The organism is Streptomyces sp. NPDC027663, from assembly GCF_055566415.1.
Window position 1 is genome coordinate 186,696 of the sequence record NZ_JBVHSK010000004.1, and the last position, 15,729, is coordinate 202,424.

Below are 15,729 nucleotides of genomic sequence, written 5' to 3' on the forward strand. Positions count from 1 at the left end.
GGGGTGGTGCGGGGGCATGTCAGGGCCGTCGGTGAGGGTTGAGAGACTGTGGCCGTGGACGTTGCCCGCAGGAACAATGTGACCGTCACCGGCAATCCTCAGGGGCCGACCGTGGTGCTGGCTCACGGCTTCGGCTGTGATCAGAACATGTGGCGGCTCACGGTGCCTTCTCTGGTCGAGCACTACCGGGTGGTCCTCTTCGACTACGTGGGTTCCGGCCGCTCGGACGCGTCCGCTTTCACGGAGGACCGGTATTCCTCTCTGGACGGTTACGCCCGGGACGTGGTGGAGGTGTGCGAAGCGCTCGATCTGCGCGACGCGGTGTTCGTGGGGCACTCGGTCAGCGCGATGATCGGGGTCGTGGCCCTCGGCATGGCTCCGGAGCGGATCGGCGCGCTGGTGATGATCACCCCCTCTCCGCGGTACGTCGACGACGGCTACCGGGGCGGGTTCAGCACCGAGGACATCCACGAGCTGCTGGCGTCGCTGGAATCGAACTATCTCGGCTGGTCGGCGGTGATGGCTCCGGTGATCATGGGTAACCCCGACCGCCCGGAGCTGGGTCAGGAACTGAAGAACAGTTTCTGCGCCACGGATCCGGACATGGCGCGCGTCTTCGCCCGGACCACGTTCCTGTCGGATTCGAGGGACGACCTCAAGAGCGTGCGGGTGCCGACGCTGGTACTGGAATGCGCCCAGGACGTCATCGCCCCTCGCGAGGTCGGCGCCTTCGTCCATCGGGCGATCCCCGGCTCCACGCTGGTCACGCTCGACGCCACCGGGCACTGCCCGCACCTGTCCGCGCCCGAAGCCACGAACGAGGCGATCACCGACTTCCTCGCGGACCTGCGATGATGTGCCGCTCCGGCCAGCAGCCCGAACCCCAGGACGCCGACGGCGACGCGACGGACGCGTTGTTCGCCGCCCTGCTGGAGGACAGTGCCGAGGAACTGTACGAGAGCGCTCCGTGCGGATACCTGTCCGCGCTGATGGACGGCACCATAGCGAAGATCAACACCACGCTGCTCGACTGGCTCGGCCTGGACCGGGAGGCAGTGGTGGGCCGGATGCGGTTCACCGACCTGCTGACCGTCGGGGGGAAGCTGTATCACGAGACGCACTTCGCGCCGCTGCTGCGGATGCAGGGCGAGGTCAGCGGTATCGCCCTGGAGATCGAGCAAGCCGGCGGTGGCCGGATTCCCGTGCTCGTCTCCTCCGTCGTCAAACGCGGCAGCACCGGGCAGCCACTGCTGATCCGCACCACTGTGTTCGACGCCCGGGACCGCCGCGCCTACGAAGAGGAACTCCTGCGCCGCCGAGACGCGGCCGAAGAAGCACGGAAGCGGGCGGAAGCCGACCGTGCACGGCTGCAGGAGGCCCTCGCCGTACTCCAGCAGTCGCTGCTGCCCAACACCCTGCCGCCGATACCGGGCGTCGAGACGGCAGCCCACTACCACACCGCCTCGTCCGACCGGCTCGGTGGCGACTTCTACGACGTCTTCCCCCTCGACGGCAAACGCTTCGCCTTCTTCCTCGGCGACGTGTGCGGCAAGGGCCCCCAGGCAGCGGCGGTCACCTCTCTGACCCGCTACACCCTGCGCGCCGCCGCCCTGCACGACCCCGGCCCCGTCTCCGCCCTGTCGACCCTGAACAAGGTCCTCCACGAGCGTTATGCCGGCAGCGGCGATCCGCGCTACTGCACCGCCGTCTTCGGCACGCTCGAAGCCGATCCCGCGTCCGGTCAGGTCGCCGTCCACCTCGCCTCGGGCGGCCACCCTCCGGTTCTGGTGCTGCGCGCCGACGGCACGGCCGACTTCCTGCCCACCCCCGGAGGCCTGCTCATCGGTGTACTGCCCGAGGCGCATTTCACCCCCGCCACGACCGTCCTCACCCCGGGCGACACCCTCCTGCTCTACACCGACGGTCTCACCGAAGCCCGCACCGGCGACAACCACACCGACCGGTACGGGGACGACGCCCTGCGTGCCTTCGCCGTCCACCACGCCGGCCAACCCCCGCACGCCGTCGTCCAGTCCCTGACCGGCCTGCTGAACAGCTTCGGCGACGGTCTGGACGACGACACAGCCCTGGTCGCCATCGGCGTCCCCGCCCCCGACCCTTCGACACCTGACACACGATGAGCCCCCTGAAGATCACCACCCGAGACGCCGCCGTCGGTCCCGTTCTGCACGTCTGCGGCGACCTCGACCACACCACCGCCGACGAGCTGCGTGAACTGACAGCCACAATCACCCTGCAACCGGCCCAGCGCCTCGTCCTGGACCTGCAGGGGATGGAGTTCTGCGATTCCAGCGGCATCACCGCCCTGCTCGCCGCCCGTAGCCACGCGCATGCCGCCGGGGCGGACATCGTTCTCGCCGCCGTCCCCGCCCACACGATGCGCATCCTGCGCGTCGTCGGCCTAGACGAGATCTTCACCATCCGTCCCGACTGCGAGACCGCCATCGGTTCCTGACCCACGACGGGCCGCTCACTCCGGCGGCCGGCCCGGCCTGCTTCCGCGCGCTGCATCCGGCCCGGCCGAGGGAACCGGCCGGGCCGAGGGAATGTCAGAGTGCTTCGGAGTCCTCACTTTCCGGCACGCTCGTCCAGCTGTGCCGGACGTTCCCCCGTTCCCGGCGGTCGACGCGAGTGACCTCCGGGCCTCCGTTGCTGCGCGCGAGCATTGCGCTGACCAGCGTCCGGTACCCGAAGAAGAGGGTGGCGCCCACGGTCAGAGCGAAGGCGATCCCGGGCCCGTACCCGGTGTCCCTGGAGGTGCGGGCCACGTGCACGAAGCCGTAGCCGCTGACCAGCGTCGCCAGAGCGCACACCTTCCACAGCACACCGTGCAGTCGCCGCTCACGGCGGACGTCGGCGAACGACGGCAGTTCCACGCGGAGTCGAGCTTCGCAGTGGTCGCACATCTCCTGGGTGGTGTTCCCGCGCTCGTCGTGACGCGGCAGCCGGCCGACGGTGGCGTTGGTCAGGGCGATCGTCCGCGTCGCCTTGTCGTTGACCTGCTGGGTGACGAGGTGCACGATCAAGTACTCGAAGCTCTCGCTCACTTCGGCCACGGCTTCCGTCCCCTCTCCCCCGCCACCGGACGGTCTCGATTCTCCCGCATGCACGGCGAGTTGCTACCGCCGCCCTGCGACCAGGTACCGGGCTCGCCACTGGGGAAGGCAGTCGTGGAGGTACAGCGCGAAGGGGATCCACCAGATCAGATCGTTGGTCACGAGGATGACGCCGGAGGCCAGGGGCCACTCGCCGGTGAGCGCGAGCCACAGCCAGCCGAGCGGTCCGAGGATCTTGCCGGCCAGGCCGACCGCGGCGATGGTCCACGAGATGGCCGACCTGGACGTCCTGGCCGAACTGTGCGGCGCCCGTACGATCGCCTTCAAGGCGGGCACCGAATTCACCGCCGTCAACCGGGCGTTGGGGCTCTTCGCGGCCCTGCGGGCCCGCACCGGACGGCCCCGCACCACGCGGCGCCTGATTCCGCTGGTGCGTGCGCTGTCGTGGCTCGCCGGCCGGGTCGGCGACGAGGCCGGTGGCTTCGCCGTGAGCGGGCAGTCGGGCGGCCGCCCGGTCACCCGCCGGCTTGGCATGACCGCCCGCACGCACGGCGGCCGCATTCCCTCACTGCTTGCCGGTATCGCCGTCGACCACCTGCTGGCAGGCCGGCTCCGCACCGCCGGCCTGGTGCCGCTCCACTCCTGGCTGGCACCGGACGAACTGCGCACGGCGCTGCGCGACCGGGACATCAGCCTGTGGCGCAGGGACGAGGAGGACGACTGGCGGCCGTGGCCGGAGTGAGGCACACGACCGCTGTGATCCGGTCAGCCGTTCAGATGCCGTTGCAGCCAGTCGGCGGCGGCACGGCGGAACAGCCGGCGGTTGTCGGCGCGGAGGAACTCGTGGCCCTCCTCGCGCAGTGTGAGCATTTCGGCGCTCAGGCCCCGTTCACGAGCGGCCCGTACGAACTGCTCCGACTCCCCCGGCGGCACGTTCGTGTCGTGCTCCCCGTGCACGGCGAGGACGGGCACGCGCAGCGCGTCGATACGGCTCATCGGCGAGAGGGCGTGCAGCAGTTCACGGTCGCGTTCGGGGTGGCCGTACTTGTGGGCCGCCGACTGGGCGATCCAGGGTTCCGTGCCCTCGAAGAACGTCGCGAAGTCCGACATGCCGCAGACCGCCACCCCGGTGCGGAAGAGATCCGGGTGCCAGACCAGGGAGGCGAACGTGAGATAGCCACCGTAGGAGCGGCCCATGACGGCCAGCCGGGCCGCATCGGCGGGGCCCGCCAGTACCGCGTGGGCGACACAGTCGGCCACGTCGTCGAGCGCGGCGAACCGGCCCCTGCCCAGGTCCGCGTCGACGAACGACTTGCCGTAGCCGGACGATCCGCGTACGTCGGGGGCGAAGATGTCCAGACCTCGGCCCAGGATCTCGTGGTACAGCGGGTTGAGAACGGGCCGTTCCTGTTCCTCCGGTCCGCCGTGGAGATGGATGACGCAGGGCGCCGGTTCGCCGGGACCGCGCCCCGGGGCACGGTAGTACCAGCCGTGCAGCGGCAGTCCGTCCCGTGCGGTCGGACTCAGCTGAACCGGCCGCACGGGCGGGCGGCCCGGCGGGACGGAGTCCTCGTCGCGGGACGACCACGGAGTGCGCACCGGCGCCACGCTCTCGGGGAGCCACCACAGGCCGGGCCGGCGCTGGGAGCCGGAGAGTGCCAGCACCAGCCGTCGCGGACCCGCGTCCACGATGCGGGTGACCACCTCGTGGGGCAGGGACACCTGCCGGGGCGGGCCGATGAGGGGCTCGGCCGCATCGGCCGGGCCCGTGCCGGACGAGTCCGTGTCGCGGACCTCCACCTCGCTCACGCCCCGGGCGTTCCAGGCCAGGACGGCGGCACCGCCGTCGTGGGTCATGTGGAGCAGCTCCAGGTCGGTGTCCACGCGCTCGGCTGTGACCGACCAGCTGCGCGGCCGCCCTTCCGGGTCGAGTCCGGCGGCGAGCAGGGCCGCGAACTCCCGGTGGGCGTCGCTGCGCAGCCAGAGGGAGTCCGCGCGGGGCGAGAACCTGCCGATCCAGGGGTCGCCGTCGGCGACGGGCACCACACAGGTCGTCGTGCGGTCGGTGGTGCGCAGCACCACCGCCTCACGTCGTCCGCGGGGTCCCCGGCGCAGCAGCGCCAGCTGTCCGTCCCGGCTGAGATCGCATACGCGCAGGGTCGCCGTGTCCTTCTCGGCGGCGAGGAGAACGGGGGCGGCCGCACCGTCGGGGTCGATCAGATAGGCAGACAGGCCGTCGCCGAAGCCGGCCGTCTGGGCCGCCTGCCGGTCCGGCGGGCTTCCGGTACCCGTCAGGCCCTCGGCCACGGTGGGTGGCGATGACGGCAGTCCGCTGTCCGTGCGGGGCGCCGCGCCGAGGAGTACTGCATCGCGGTTCCGGTGCGGCCAGCCGGCCAGGGAGGGCTCTGCCTCGGCGCGCTGGGGCACGAGTGCGGCGGTGGGTACCGCGACGGTGACCGCGACGGCCGAGCCGTCGTGCGACCAGCAGCCGAGGTAGGCCGAGCTGTCCGGCTCGGCTCCGGCGAGGATGTGGCGGTCGGTGCCGTCAGGGCGTACGCACAGCACCCGCGTGAGTTCACCGCCCCCGGGGGCGGTGGTGTAGGCGATCCAACGGCCGTCGGGTGACCAGGACACCTCCTGCACGGGGTCCGGATCGGCGTCGAGCAGGTGCACTTCGTCGCCGTCGGGGGGCCCGACCCACAGCTGGGGGACGCCGCCGCGGTCGCAGATGAAGGCCACCTGGACACCTGCGGGGTCGGCGGAGGGGTACCAGCAGCCGTGCGCGATGAGCCGCGTCGTCGCGTCGCGTGGCCCGGTGGCGTCCGGCAGCGGGATGCGTGCGGGGGCTGCGAAGGCCCCTTCACCGTCCGTCGCGGGCGGAACCCGGCCGGCATCGCGCGCGGAGTGTGCGGCCACGGGCTGCCCGGCCGTGGCCGTGACCGGGTCGGCCACGGCCACCGCGGTGCGCTTCTCGGTCAGATTCCGTGCGTCTGCAGCCATATCTCCAGCAAAGCCACTTGCCACAGCGCGTTGGCTCCGCGCCTGGTGCGGTGTCGGTCGGGGGCCGCCAGGAGTCCGTCGAGGTAGGAGGCCTTGAACAGGCCGCGCCGCTTGGCCTCGGGTGCGTTGAGCGCCTCACGCACGCGTTCCAGGACGGGCCCGGCCATGTGGGTGATCGCGGGGACCGGGAAGTAGCCCTTGGGACGGTCGACCACCTCGTGGGGCAGCAGCTTGCGGCCGGCCTCCTTCAGGACGCCCTTGCCGCCGTCGGCCAGCTTCAGCTCGGGCGGACACGCGGCTGCCAGTTCCACCAGCTCATGGTCCAGGAAGGGCACCCGGGCCTCAAGGCCCCAGTCCATGGTCATGTTGTCGACGCGCTTCACGGGATCGTCGACGAGCATGACGTGGGTGTCGAGGCGCAGGGCCGCGTCGAGTGCGGTCTCGGCGCCGGGCACCGCCATGTGCTCCTCGACGAACCGGCCGGAGACGTCGTCCGGCGGCAGCATGTCCGGCTGGAGCATCGCGGCGAGGTCGGCGTGCGACCGGTCGAAGTAGATGTCGGCGTACCTGCCGGGTTCGTCCTCGCGTGCGACGGAGGCCAGTCGCGGGTACCAGTGGTAGCCGGCGAAGACCTCGTCCGCGCCCTGCCCGCTCTGGACGACCTTCACGTGCCTGGACACCTGCTCGGACAGCAGATGGAAGGCGACCACGTCGTGGCTCATCATCGGCTCGCTCATCGCCGCGACCGCCGCGTCCAAGGCCGTCGACACCCGCTCCGAGGGAACCACGAGTTGGTGGTGGTCGGTGCCGAACTGTCCTGCGATCAGGTCGGAGTAGGCGAACTCGTCTCCGTCGTCACCGCCCTCGGACTCGAAGCCCACGCTGAACGTCGCCAGGTCCCGCTGCCCCTCGTCGGCGAGGAGCGCCACGATCAGACTGGAGTCCAGGCCGCCCGAGAGCAGGACGCCGACGGGCACGTCCGCGACCATCCGCCGGCGTACGGCGGTGCGCAGCGCGTCGAGCACCGCGTCCCGCCACTCGGTCGGTCTCATGCCCTCGTGCTCGGGGCGGCGCGTGTACGAGGGCTGCCAGTAGCAGTGGTCCTGGTGGGTGCCGTCCGGCTCGACGATCCGCACGGTGGCCGGCGGGAGCTTGCTCACCCCGGCCAGGACGGTGCGGGGTGCGGCCACGGTCGCGTGCCAGGTGAGGTACTGGTGGACGGCGACCGGATCCAGTGAGGTGTCGACGCCCCCGCCCGCGAGGAGAGCCGGCAGGGACGAGGCGAAACGCAGCCGTCCGGGGCTCTGCGCCAGATACAGGGGCTTGATGCCGAGCCGGTCGCGTACCAGGACCAGGCGGCCGGTGCGGTGCTCGGCGAGGGCGAAGGCGAACATGCCGAGGAAGCGGTCGACACAGGCGGTGCCCCACTGCTGGTACGCCTTCAGGACGACCTCGGTGTCGGAGGTGGAGTGGAACCGGTGGCCGAGGGCCTGCAGTTCGCTGCGCAGCTCCTTGTAGTTGTAGATGCACCCGTTGAAGACGCCGGTGATCTCCTGCCCGGCGTCGGTCATCGGCTGGGCCCCGCGCTCGGAGAGGTCGATGATCTTCAAGCGACGGTGCCCCAGGGCCACGGCGCCCTGCGACCAGATCCCGTGACCGTCGGGGCCGCGGGCGGCGAGCCGGTCGCTCATGCGGGCCACGGCTCCCAGGTCGGGCGGCCCGCCGTCGAAGCGCATCTCTCCGCTCAGGCCGCACATCAGGCACCACCTCCCCGGTGTGCGTCCGGGCGGCACGGCGGTGAGGTGTGCTCCGGTCCGTCCGCCGGGTTGAGGTCCGGGTTGGTGGGCATGGTGGTGCTTCTCCTTCGGAACGGGTGCGGGTATGGGCGTTCGGCGGGGGTCTGTTCCGCGTCAGGGGCCCGCGATCCTGGCCGGGCTGGAACCGGAGGCGTCGTCGGCGGGCAGCGCCACGGACGTGACCCGCCCGGTGCGGCCGGCAACGGACCTGCGCCGCCGGCCGTCGTCGCCCCGGGTTTCCGCGATGGCCAGATCCGTGCAGGCCAGCAGGTCCTCCTCGGCCGCGGTGCGGCGCATACGGTGCGCGGCGCTGCCGTCCGCGAGCGCCTGCTCCGCGAGATCGCAAACCGTCTGCCAGTCCCCGGCGGCTTCCAGAGCCGGGCGGACGTGCCCCAGCAGGGTTCGGACGACCTGGGCCGCGGACGCCTCACGACGGGTGCGGGGATCGATCAGGCCTCCTTCCAGGCCGGAGCGCGCGGCCCGCCAGGAAGCGGCTCTCAGCCACTCGTGCCGGCCACTGCAGGCGGGGCCCTCCGTCCCTTCCAGCCGCTCCCATGCCTCGGTCACCAGGGCGCGGAAGAGTCCGGCGACCAGCACGACCGTGGTCGCGCGCGGGCAGGCGTCGCAGATGCGCAGCTCGAGTGTCCGCTGATGGGCCGAGGGCCGTATGTCGTTGTAGATCATCCCCGCGTCACTGATGACGCCCGAGTCGATCAGGCCTTGCACGGCGGCGTCGTACTCGGCGGCGTTCGCGAAGCATCCGGCCGGCCCGGCGGTGGGCCAGCGCTGCCACACCATCGTCCGCCAGCTGGCATAGCCGGTGTCGGAGCCGAACCAGAAGGGCGAACTGGCGGACAGGGCCAGCAGGATGTGCAGCCACGGGGACACGTCGCACATGACGCGTACGGCCAGGTCGCGGTCGGCGGCGTCGACGTGGACGTGGGTTCCGCAGATGAGCTGCTCGTCGGCGACCATGCGGTACTCGTCGATCATGCGGCGGTAGCGGCGTCCGGCCGTGGGGTGCATGTCCGCGGTGCGGGCCAGCGGCACCGTTCCGGCGGACACCACGGCCAGGCCGTTGCCGGTCGCGGCGGCATCGAGCCGGCGCCGAGTGCCGAGCACATCGCCGTACAGGCCGTCCAGCGACGTGTGCACGCCGCTGTTCGACTCCACGGTGGCCTGCTGCAACTCGGTCGTGAAGGTGGGTTCGGGCAGCTTCTCCAGCACCGTGTCGGCTCGGGGTACGAGCAGGCCCGTCTCCACCTCGACGATATGGAACTCCTCTTCCACTCCGATGCGAATTGTCACGGCGCTCCTAAAGGTCAAGGAGGGACGCTGGCGGCCGGCGGGCTGTGCACCTCCGACTTCCCAGCTTGCCCGTTGCTAATCAAGAACGCTCAGCGGAGGCACTGGCAGCACCGATGAGCAATCGGGGAACCCGTCTCCTGCGCACCGCCGGACGCGCGCTCCCTGCGGGTGCGGCATCCTTCCCCTCCCGGCAAGGTGGAAGGGCCGCACACACGACCCTCGGCAGGAGGTCGGCCATGGCGAAGGCGAAGGACACATCGGGGAAGAACGAGCCGTCCAAGGGTGACAAGGTGGCGTGGCGAAGTCACGGAAGCGAGACCACGGGCACCGTCGAGAAGAAGATCACCAAGCGCACCGAGGCGGCGGGACGCACCGTGGCCGCCTCCCCCGACGATCCGCAGTACGAGGTGCGCAGTGACAGATCCGGCCGTACGGCCGTGCACAAGCCGTCGGCCCTCAAGAAGAAGAAGTAGACCGGCGTGGCGGACACCGACGAGCACCGCGAGACCTGGGACGCCTTCCGCGAACTGGTGAACATGACACCCTCCGCGCTGGAGAAATGGCTGGCGACGGAGGAGTCCCGGGCCGCCGGACAGCACGACGACGGGGGCGAGTCCACCGGTCATGCCTCCGGCCGCACGATCGTGAAGATCCTCCGCAAGAAGAAGGGCGACCTCACGGACGCGGACTACGCGCACATGCGCAAGGTGACCGGCTACATCCGCCGCCACCTCGCACAGCGCCCCTCCAAAGACCCCCGGGACACCAGGTGGCGCCACTCCTTGATGAACTGGGGCCACGACCCGCTCGACGACGGTTGACGCCCGTCTCGCGGGGGTCCGAGTGCCCTCGGGCACGGCGCCCTTCGGGGGGCACCCGCGGCGGACGCCTACAGTGAACTGAGGCCCCCAGCCCTGACGTGCCGAGCGGAGCACACATGAGGTACCCCTCCGCCGGACCGGCCGGCGACGCCGAAGCCCTGTTCGGTCTGGACGCCCTCGACACCGGCGCGACGCCGCAGGAGAGGGACAGGACCGAGCGCGGCGGCACCCGCGGCCGCGGAGCCGAGAACCGCTCCCCCTTCCGCGACTCGCCCACGGCCCGCCGCCTCCTGCCCGTGCGGGCCGTCTACGCGGAACCCGGCTCCGCCGCCTCCACGCGCGGCCGTGAGATCCTCGCCCGCTTCCCGGACGCCGAAGTGACCGAGGTGGACTCCCACTGGCGTATCCCGGGACTGCACGGGAACGAGGGGAACGTCGAGCGGTGGGTGCGCGTGAAGGGGGAGACCCTGGTCCTGGGTGAGCGGAAGACCCTGACCACACGGCCCAACGGGCGCTCCGCCGACTGGATCGCCCCCGGCGCCTCCAACGGATGCGCCATGGCCTGCGCGTACTGCTACGTGCCGCGCCGCAAGGGATACGCCAACCCCGTCACCGTCTTCACCGACATCGACGGCATCCTCGCCCACCTGGCCCGGCACATCGCCCGCCAGGGCCGCAAACCGGAACCGAACCAGTGCGACGAGTCGGCCTGGGTCTACGACATCGGCGAGAACGGCGACTGCTCGGTGGACGCGCTGATCAGTGACAACACCGCCGACCTCGTGCGGTTCTTCCGCCAGTGGCCCTCGGCGAAGGCGTCGTTCGCCACGAAGTTCGTCAATCCCGATCTGCTGACGCTGGAACCGCGGGGCCGGACCCGGATCCGTTTCTCTCTGATGCCCGCGGCGGACTCGCGGCTGCTGGACATCCGGACATCACGGGTGAGCGAGCGGATCGCCGCCGCGGCGGACTTCCTGGACGCGGGCTACGAGGTTCACTTCAACCTCTATCCCGTGGTGCTGCGCCCAGGCTGGCAGGAAGCCTGGACCGAGGTCCTCCGGCATCTCGACGACGTCCTGCCCGACCGGGTCAAGCGGCAGGCCGCCGCTGAGGTGATCATGCTCACCCACAACCGGGAACTGCACGAGGTCAATCTCGGCTGGCAGCCCCGTGCCGAGGAGGTGCTGTGGCAGCCCGGCCTCCAGCAGGGCAAACGCTCCGAGAACGGGGCGCTGAACGTCCGCTACACCAACCGGGTCAAGGCGGAGGCGGTGCAGGCCCTGCGCGGACTCGTGGCGGCCCACGCTCCCTGGCTGCGCATCCGCTACGCCTTCTGAGGGCATTCGGGCTCCCGCCGCCACATCACCGGCGTGCACGTGGGTACCTCCCCCGCAGAGGAGGTTGCCATGTTCGAGGCATCCGATATCCGCGAATGGCGAGGGCACGACGTCGTCGACAAGGACGGGCACAAGATCGGCACACTGGAGTCGGTCTACGTGGACACGGCCACCGACCAGCCCTTCTTCGCCACGGTGACCGTCGGCCTGCCCATCCGGCGTCGCCTGGTGTTCGTGCCCCTCGTCGGTGCGACCGTCGGTCCGGGGTACTTGAAGGTCACCCACAGCAAGGACCGGGTCAAGAAGGCTCCGGCGATCGACACCGACGGGGAGTTGCCCGCCGCCGAGGAGCCGGGGGTCTTCGCCCACTACGAGCTGACCTACACACCGGGCGCCGGCGGCGAGCGGCGCCTGGGCCGCCGTTGACGTACCGAAGCCGGCAGGAGATCCGATGAGCGTGTTCCTGTTCCTGGTACTCGTGGCCGTCGTCCTGGGCATCATCGGCTTCGTCGTCCACGGCCTGTTCTGGGTGCTGATCATCGGTGCCGTCGTTCTCGTCCTGGCCCTCGTCTACGGCGCCCTGCGGTTCCGGCGAGGGGGCAGGAAGCACCGCATCGTCCGCTGAGGGCCCCGCAGCGGTGCGAGTCGGTCCGTACGGTGCCCGGAGCCTGCCCGACGGCACCGGCGGGCGGTGATCCGGCCTGCCCTGACGCCTGCCCGTAGACCTGCCCTGACGCCTGCCCGGACACGCTCGCAGGCGCCCACCGCTGCCGTCCGTCGGCGACCCGCGAGGACGACGGCTGTCTGCTCACCGTCGTCTCGGACCTCAAGCAGGACGCCTCGCAGCTGCTGGTCCCCGACGCCTCGGGGCTCGACCGGGTCGCCACCGTGCACAATGGTCACCGAATTTCTGAAACATCACGGTAGGGAGCACGACTCATGGTAGGATCCGCCGCCCAGCAGGATCCCGGGCAGACATCAGTCCCCCGGACGGCACCCCCGGGGACCGAAGGGCTCGGACAGCTGCGTGAGACGTTCCTGCCCAAGCGTGTCGGCCCTGTGCGCTTGGCCGCCCTTCTGCTCATGGGGACCGTTTCCCTGATCCTTCCTCCCCTGGGCGCATACTTCCTCTGGCTCGCTGCCCAGACGCCCAATCTCTCGCGCAAGCAGGCAGCCCGCCGACTGCACCTCTTCGAGCATGGCCTGGCCGAGGTGGGGAAGGGCGGCGAGGTCTCCGTTTTCCGCTGGGACACGATGACGGTGCTTCAGGAGATCACCGAGCGGTACGCAAACGGCGTATATGTCGGCACCACCTACGTCTACACGCTCTATCGCGAGGACGGTACGACGCTCAAGGTGACCGGCTTCTACGCCCAGCCCGAGCGCTGGGGCCCGGCGTTGCAGCAGGAGATCACCCGGGCCCAGCTCCCCGGACTGCTCGCCGGGCTGGAGCAGGGCGGGACCCTGACCTACGGGGAGCTCTCGGTGAACCTGGGCGGTGTGGCCACCTCGAAGGACAGCCTGACGTGGCCGCAGATCGAGAAGGCCGAGCTCTCCCAGGGAGTGCTGGTGCTGCGCAAGGCCGGCAAGAAGCTGCCCTGGGCAAGGACGCCGGTCAAGAAGATCCCGAATCTCTTCCTTTTCCTCGCCCTGGTGGAGCAGCTCCGATACGGCGGGCCGCGCCAGGACGCCTGACCGCCGGAGCACGTCCGAGGGCAAGGCGTGGAGGGGCAGTCGCAGCTGTGGAGCGCTCCTCATCCGGCGTACGGCTGTTTCGCGCCATTGATCATCCCGGATGAACGAGCCCGCCCCGCCTGGCAAGAGCCGGACGGGGCGTGTTCATTATGGGGCGTCGGTCCAGGCGCGAAACCAAGGGCCGCCGCCGCTCGCTCGCCCGCTGCGCCTGCGCCGTCGAGAGCGTTCGCGACCCTGAACTGCGCGAGCGAGATCCTCGTCCCTCGCCACAACGCCGGCCGCGAGGCCGTCCGGCTGTTCCTCGTCGCACACGGTGCGACGGACGTCGAGAATCGCACTCACACCCTGCTGACCTGCATCGACGGGCTGGTCTTCGATCGGCTGGTGAGCGGCGGCGAAGTACCACGCGAGGCCCTCGAAGGCCTGATCACGGCCGCCCTCCGCCAGGACCGACGCTCCATGGCCCTCCTCGAACCGGCCTCGTCCACGCGCCGGGCCGAAAGGCCGCTCCCCGCCGGCAACCGGCTCTCTGCCGCATCCGGAGCCGGGTGTGGGCGGGAAGAGTGGCGTGAGCCTTCCGCCGCCGTGCGCGAGGCCAGAAGGAGGACCGGCGTGAGCAGCAGACAGGGTACCGAGGAGTGTGACGTCGTCGTCGTGGGCGCCGGGCCGGCGGGACTGGCCTGCGCCCGGGACCTGCGGGCGAAGGGGCTGCGGGTGAGGGTTCTGGAGGCCGGGGACCGGGTCGGCGGCCGGATGCGGACCGACCTGGTGGAGGGCTGCGTGGTGGACCGGGGCTTCCAGGTGTTCAACACCGCGTATCCGCAGGTGCGACGGCGTCTGCCGCTTCGCGGACTGAGGCTGCGTCCCTTCACACCCGGCTTCCTCGTGCACACCGGTCAGCGGCGGCTGCGCTTCGCCGATCCGACGCGCACGCCCGGCCGGGCGCTGCGCGGGCCGGCCGGCGGTGTGGCCGGTCCGCGCGACCTGGCGGTGCTGGCCGCGATCACCGGCTGGGACATGTTCGCGCCGGTGTCGCTGGTGCGGCGGGCGCGGGACACGTCCACGCGGCGCGCCCTGTCCGCGGCCGGCTTCAGCGACGGCTTCGTCGAGCGGTTCTTCCGGCCGTTCCTGTCCGGGGTGTTCCTGGAGGAGGACCTGGCGACCTCCAGCCGGTTCTTCCATCTGGTGTGGCGGAGCATGGCGCGCGGCACGATCTGCCTGCCCGCCGCGGGTGCGGCGGCCGTGCCCGAGCTGCTGGCGTCCCGGCTGCCGCCCGGGACGGTCTCGCTGGAGTCGCCGGTGACGGCCCTCACCGATGACGGTGTTGTCGTCGGCGGCGAGCGCGAGACGACGGCCCGTGCCGTGGTCGTGGCGGCCGGCCCCACCGCGGCGGCGGCGCTGCTGCCCGGGCTGGCCCTGCCGCCGTACCGCAGCGTGACCACCTACTACCATCTCGCCCCCCGCTCGCCGCTGCGGGAGCCGACCCTGGTGACGGACGTGCGGCGCCGCTTCGCGAACAGCTGCGTGCTGACCGAGGTGCAGCCCGGGTACGCGCCGCGGGGGTACGCGCTGGTGGCGACCTCCGTACTGGGCGGGGGCGTCGAGCGGGAGCGGATGGTGCTGGACGCTCTCGCCGAGTGCTACGACACCGACACCGCGGGCTGGCAGCTGCTGACCGTGCGCACAGTGGCCGAGGCGCTGCCCGCGATGGAGCCGGGCCTGCCGCTCAGCCGCCGCACCCGTCTGGGACCGGGCCGGTACGTGTGCGGCGACCACCGGGCCACGGGGTCGGTGCAGGGCGCCATGGCGTCAGGGGCGCGGGCGGCTCGCGAAGTGGCGGCGGAATTCGCGGGAGCATGACGCCCGGCAGGACCCGCGTGCCACCTCAGGCCGGCTGGTCGGACCGCCGTGTCACGAGCCGACAACGACACCTGGCCGGCGCAACCGATGACTGGCCGGAAGTCGTCCGTCCCTGCGGCAGACACAGCCCGCTCACACTCACCTGACAGGATTCGCCATGAAGACCTCCCGGAAGACCGACCGTCTCAGACCCGGCACCGTTCTCCGTACGACCGTGACGAGCGCGTCCATCGCCGTCCTCGCGTCGATGCTGACGGCCTGCAACGGAGACGGAGCCAGCGCTGCGGCTCCCACCGGCGGGGCCACGGCGACGGCGCGGCCGAGCGGCGGCGGTGCGGCGGGAACCGGTACGCCGACGGCCGGGTCCAAGCCGGCCGGCAAGCCGGGAACGGGTACCTCGCCGTCCGCCGCGGCCACTCCGTCCGCGCCCGCGGCACCGCCACCGGGCGCATCGGCCACATCCAGCGGCGCGGGCGGCGGCACCGGCTGCGACCACAAGATGCCCATCTCGCCCGATGAGATCGCGGTCTACCGCTACAGCCCCGAAGGGGGCTCGCTGAGTCTCATCGTCAAGCACGGCAACTGGGGCTGTGCTCCCGCGGACTCCGACGGCGCGCCGTTCGAGACCGTGGGCAAGGAAACGTTCATTCCCATGGACCAGGCCGCGTACGTCACCGTCACCAATCCCATCGTGGAAAGCACCGAGAACCAGCGCATAGGCGTCCAGGAGTTCCTCGACTGGCTCGACGCGCATCCGGACAGCGGGCTGGTCTTCACGTACCACCTCGGCGCCGACGGAGCGATCGACCGCCTGGAGGAGGAGTTCACGCCCTGA

General features: G+C 71.2%; 16 protein-coding genes and 2 pseudogenes. 14 read left to right on the forward strand and 4 right to left on the reverse strand.

Going from position 1 to position 15,729, the window contains the following annotated elements:
* Positions 1–54 precede the first annotated feature (54 nt).
* From ACZ4SF_RS14040 to ACZ4SF_RS14050, 3 genes are read left to right on the forward strand one after another with little or no spacing between them, the layout of a single operon-like run.
* The gene (locus tag ACZ4SF_RS14040) at positions 55–855 is read left to right on the forward strand and encodes an alpha/beta fold hydrolase (RefSeq protein WP_468382966.1); all 801 of its coding nucleotides are present in this window, start codon (positions 55–57) and stop codon (positions 853–855) included.
* Positions 855–2,141, forward strand: coding sequence for a PP2C family protein-serine/threonine phosphatase (locus tag ACZ4SF_RS14045; protein ID WP_468383683.1), 1,287 nt, complete (start codon positions 855–857; stop codon positions 2,139–2,141). The genes ACZ4SF_RS14040 and ACZ4SF_RS14045 overlap by 1 nt, the downstream gene beginning before the upstream one ends.
* Positions 2,138–2,476 carry an STAS domain-containing protein gene (locus ACZ4SF_RS14050; protein WP_468382969.1) on the forward strand — a complete coding sequence of 113 codons (339 nt, stop codon included), beginning with the start codon at positions 2,138–2,140 and terminating at the stop codon, positions 2,474–2,476. The genes ACZ4SF_RS14045 and ACZ4SF_RS14050 overlap by 4 nt, the downstream gene beginning before the upstream one ends.
* Before the next feature lie 94 nt (positions 2,477–2,570).
* On the opposite strand, the gene ACZ4SF_RS14055 is transcribed toward ACZ4SF_RS14050, so the two are convergent.
* Positions 2,571–3,077 (reverse strand): hypothetical protein, encoded by a 507-nt coding sequence (locus ACZ4SF_RS14055; protein WP_468382972.1) that lies wholly within the window; start codon positions 3,075–3,077, stop codon positions 2,571–2,573.
* A 271-nt stretch (positions 3,078–3,348) separates the two neighbouring features.
* Here ACZ4SF_RS14055 and ACZ4SF_RS14060 point away from each other — a divergent pair, with 271 nt between their 5' ends.
* Positions 3,349–3,819 (forward strand): hypothetical protein, encoded by a 471-nt coding sequence (locus tag ACZ4SF_RS14060; protein ID WP_468382975.1) that lies wholly within the window; start codon positions 3,349–3,351, stop codon positions 3,817–3,819.
* A gap of 23 nt (positions 3,820–3,842) precedes the next feature.
* Here ACZ4SF_RS14060 and ACZ4SF_RS14065 read toward each other — a convergent pair whose 3' ends face one another.
* From ACZ4SF_RS14065 to ACZ4SF_RS14075, 3 genes are all read right to left on the reverse strand, one after another.
* Entirely contained in the window at positions 3,843–6,077 is a 2,235-nt protein-coding gene (locus ACZ4SF_RS14065; protein WP_468382977.1) for a prolyl oligopeptidase family serine peptidase, read from the reverse strand.
* Positions 6,053–7,834, reverse strand: coding sequence for an N-acetylglutaminylglutamine amidotransferase (locus tag ACZ4SF_RS14070; RefSeq protein ID WP_468382979.1), 1,782 nt, complete (start codon positions 7,832–7,834; stop codon positions 6,053–6,055). The genes ACZ4SF_RS14065 and ACZ4SF_RS14070 overlap by 25 nt, the downstream gene beginning before the upstream one ends.
* Before the next feature lie 153 nt (positions 7,835–7,987).
* Positions 7,988–9,181 carry a carboxylate-amine ligase gene (locus ACZ4SF_RS14075; protein WP_468382982.1) on the reverse strand — a complete coding sequence of 398 codons (1,194 nt, stop codon included), beginning with the start codon at positions 9,179–9,181 and terminating at the stop codon, positions 7,988–7,990.
* Positions 9,182–9,417: 236 nt separating this feature from the next.
* On the opposite strand from ACZ4SF_RS14075, the gene ACZ4SF_RS14080 reads away from it, so the two are divergent.
* From ACZ4SF_RS14080 to ACZ4SF_RS14125, 10 genes and pseudogenes are all read left to right on the forward strand, one after another.
* Positions 9,418–9,654 carry a hypervirulence associated TUDOR domain-containing protein gene (locus ACZ4SF_RS14080; RefSeq protein WP_468382984.1) on the forward strand — a complete coding sequence of 79 codons (237 nt, stop codon included), beginning with the start codon at positions 9,418–9,420 and terminating at the stop codon, positions 9,652–9,654.
* A 6-nt stretch (positions 9,655–9,660) separates the two neighbouring features.
* Positions 9,661–10,002 carry a DUF3140 domain-containing protein gene (locus ACZ4SF_RS14085; protein WP_468382986.1) on the forward strand — a complete coding sequence of 114 codons (342 nt, stop codon included), beginning with the start codon at positions 9,661–9,663 and terminating at the stop codon, positions 10,000–10,002.
* A gap of 116 nt (positions 10,003–10,118) precedes the next feature.
* The gene (locus ACZ4SF_RS14090) at positions 10,119–11,339 is read left to right on the forward strand and encodes a spore photoproduct lyase family protein (RefSeq protein ID WP_468382989.1); all 1,221 of its coding nucleotides are present in this window, start codon (positions 10,119–10,121) and stop codon (positions 11,337–11,339) included.
* Between the two features lie 69 nt (positions 11,340–11,408).
* Positions 11,409–11,765 (forward strand): PRC-barrel domain-containing protein, encoded by a 357-nt coding sequence (locus tag ACZ4SF_RS14095; protein ID WP_468382991.1) that lies wholly within the window; start codon positions 11,409–11,411, stop codon positions 11,763–11,765.
* A 25-nt stretch (positions 11,766–11,790) separates the two neighbouring features.
* Positions 11,791–11,964: a hypothetical protein gene (locus ACZ4SF_RS14100; protein WP_468382993.1), complete on the forward strand. Its 174-nt coding sequence runs from the start codon at positions 11,791–11,793 to the stop codon at positions 11,962–11,964.
* A gap of 158 nt (positions 11,965–12,122) precedes the next feature.
* Positions 12,123–12,266: pseudogene (locus ACZ4SF_RS14105) on the forward strand (carotenoid oxygenase family protein); the annotation flags it as partial.
* Positions 12,267–12,422: 156 nt separating this feature from the next.
* Positions 12,423–13,034, forward strand: coding sequence for a DUF6585 family protein (locus ACZ4SF_RS14110; RefSeq protein ID WP_468382996.1), 612 nt, complete (start codon positions 12,423–12,425; stop codon positions 13,032–13,034).
* 173 nt (positions 13,035–13,207) lie between these two features.
* Positions 13,208–13,478, forward strand: a pseudogene (locus ACZ4SF_RS14115) (TetR family transcriptional regulator); the annotation flags it as partial.
* A gap of 168 nt (positions 13,479–13,646) precedes the next feature.
* A complete protein-coding gene (locus tag ACZ4SF_RS14120) occupies positions 13,647–14,894 on the forward strand; it encodes an FAD-dependent oxidoreductase (RefSeq protein WP_468383686.1) in 1,248 nt (415 codons plus the stop codon).
* A 157-nt stretch (positions 14,895–15,051) separates the two neighbouring features.
* On the forward strand, positions 15,052–15,729 hold the full coding sequence (locus ACZ4SF_RS14125; RefSeq protein WP_468382999.1) for a hypothetical protein: 678 nt from the start codon (positions 15,052–15,054) through the stop codon (positions 15,727–15,729).

What these genes read in the sequence shown, in the direction of transcription:
- ACZ4SF_RS14110 (WP_468382996.1), top strand. Translation starts at nt 12,423, where the DNA reads ATGGGGACCGTTTCCCTGATCCTTCCTCCCCTGGGCGCATACTTCCTC.
- ACZ4SF_RS14045 (WP_468383683.1), top strand. Translation starts at nt 855, where the DNA reads ATGTGCCGCTCCGGCCAGCAGCCCGAACCCCAGGACGCCGACGGCGAC.
- ACZ4SF_RS14095 (WP_468382991.1), top strand. Translation starts at nt 11,409, where the DNA reads ATGTTCGAGGCATCCGATATCCGCGAATGGCGAGGGCACGACGTCGTC.
- ACZ4SF_RS14050 (WP_468382969.1), top strand. Translation starts at nt 2,138, where the DNA reads ATGAGCCCCCTGAAGATCACCACCCGAGACGCCGCCGTCGGTCCCGTT.
- ACZ4SF_RS14090 (WP_468382989.1), top strand. Translation starts at nt 10,119, where the DNA reads ATGAGGTACCCCTCCGCCGGACCGGCCGGCGACGCCGAAGCCCTGTTC.
- ACZ4SF_RS14065 (WP_468382977.1), bottom strand. Translation starts at nt 6,077, where the DNA reads ATGGCTGCAGACGCACGGAATCTGACCGAGAAGCGCACCGCGGTGGCC.
- ACZ4SF_RS14100 (WP_468382993.1), top strand. Translation starts at nt 11,791, where the DNA reads ATGAGCGTGTTCCTGTTCCTGGTACTCGTGGCCGTCGTCCTGGGCATC.
- ACZ4SF_RS14070 (WP_468382979.1), bottom strand. Translation starts at nt 7,834, where the DNA reads ATGTGCGGCCTGAGCGGAGAGATGCGCTTCGACGGCGGGCCGCCCGAC.
- ACZ4SF_RS14060 (WP_468382975.1), top strand. Translation starts at nt 3,349, where the DNA reads ATGGCCGACCTGGACGTCCTGGCCGAACTGTGCGGCGCCCGTACGATC.
- ACZ4SF_RS14080 (WP_468382984.1), top strand. Translation starts at nt 9,418, where the DNA reads ATGGCGAAGGCGAAGGACACATCGGGGAAGAACGAGCCGTCCAAGGGT.
- ACZ4SF_RS14125 (WP_468382999.1), top strand. Translation starts at nt 15,052, where the DNA reads ATGAAGACCTCCCGGAAGACCGACCGTCTCAGACCCGGCACCGTTCTC.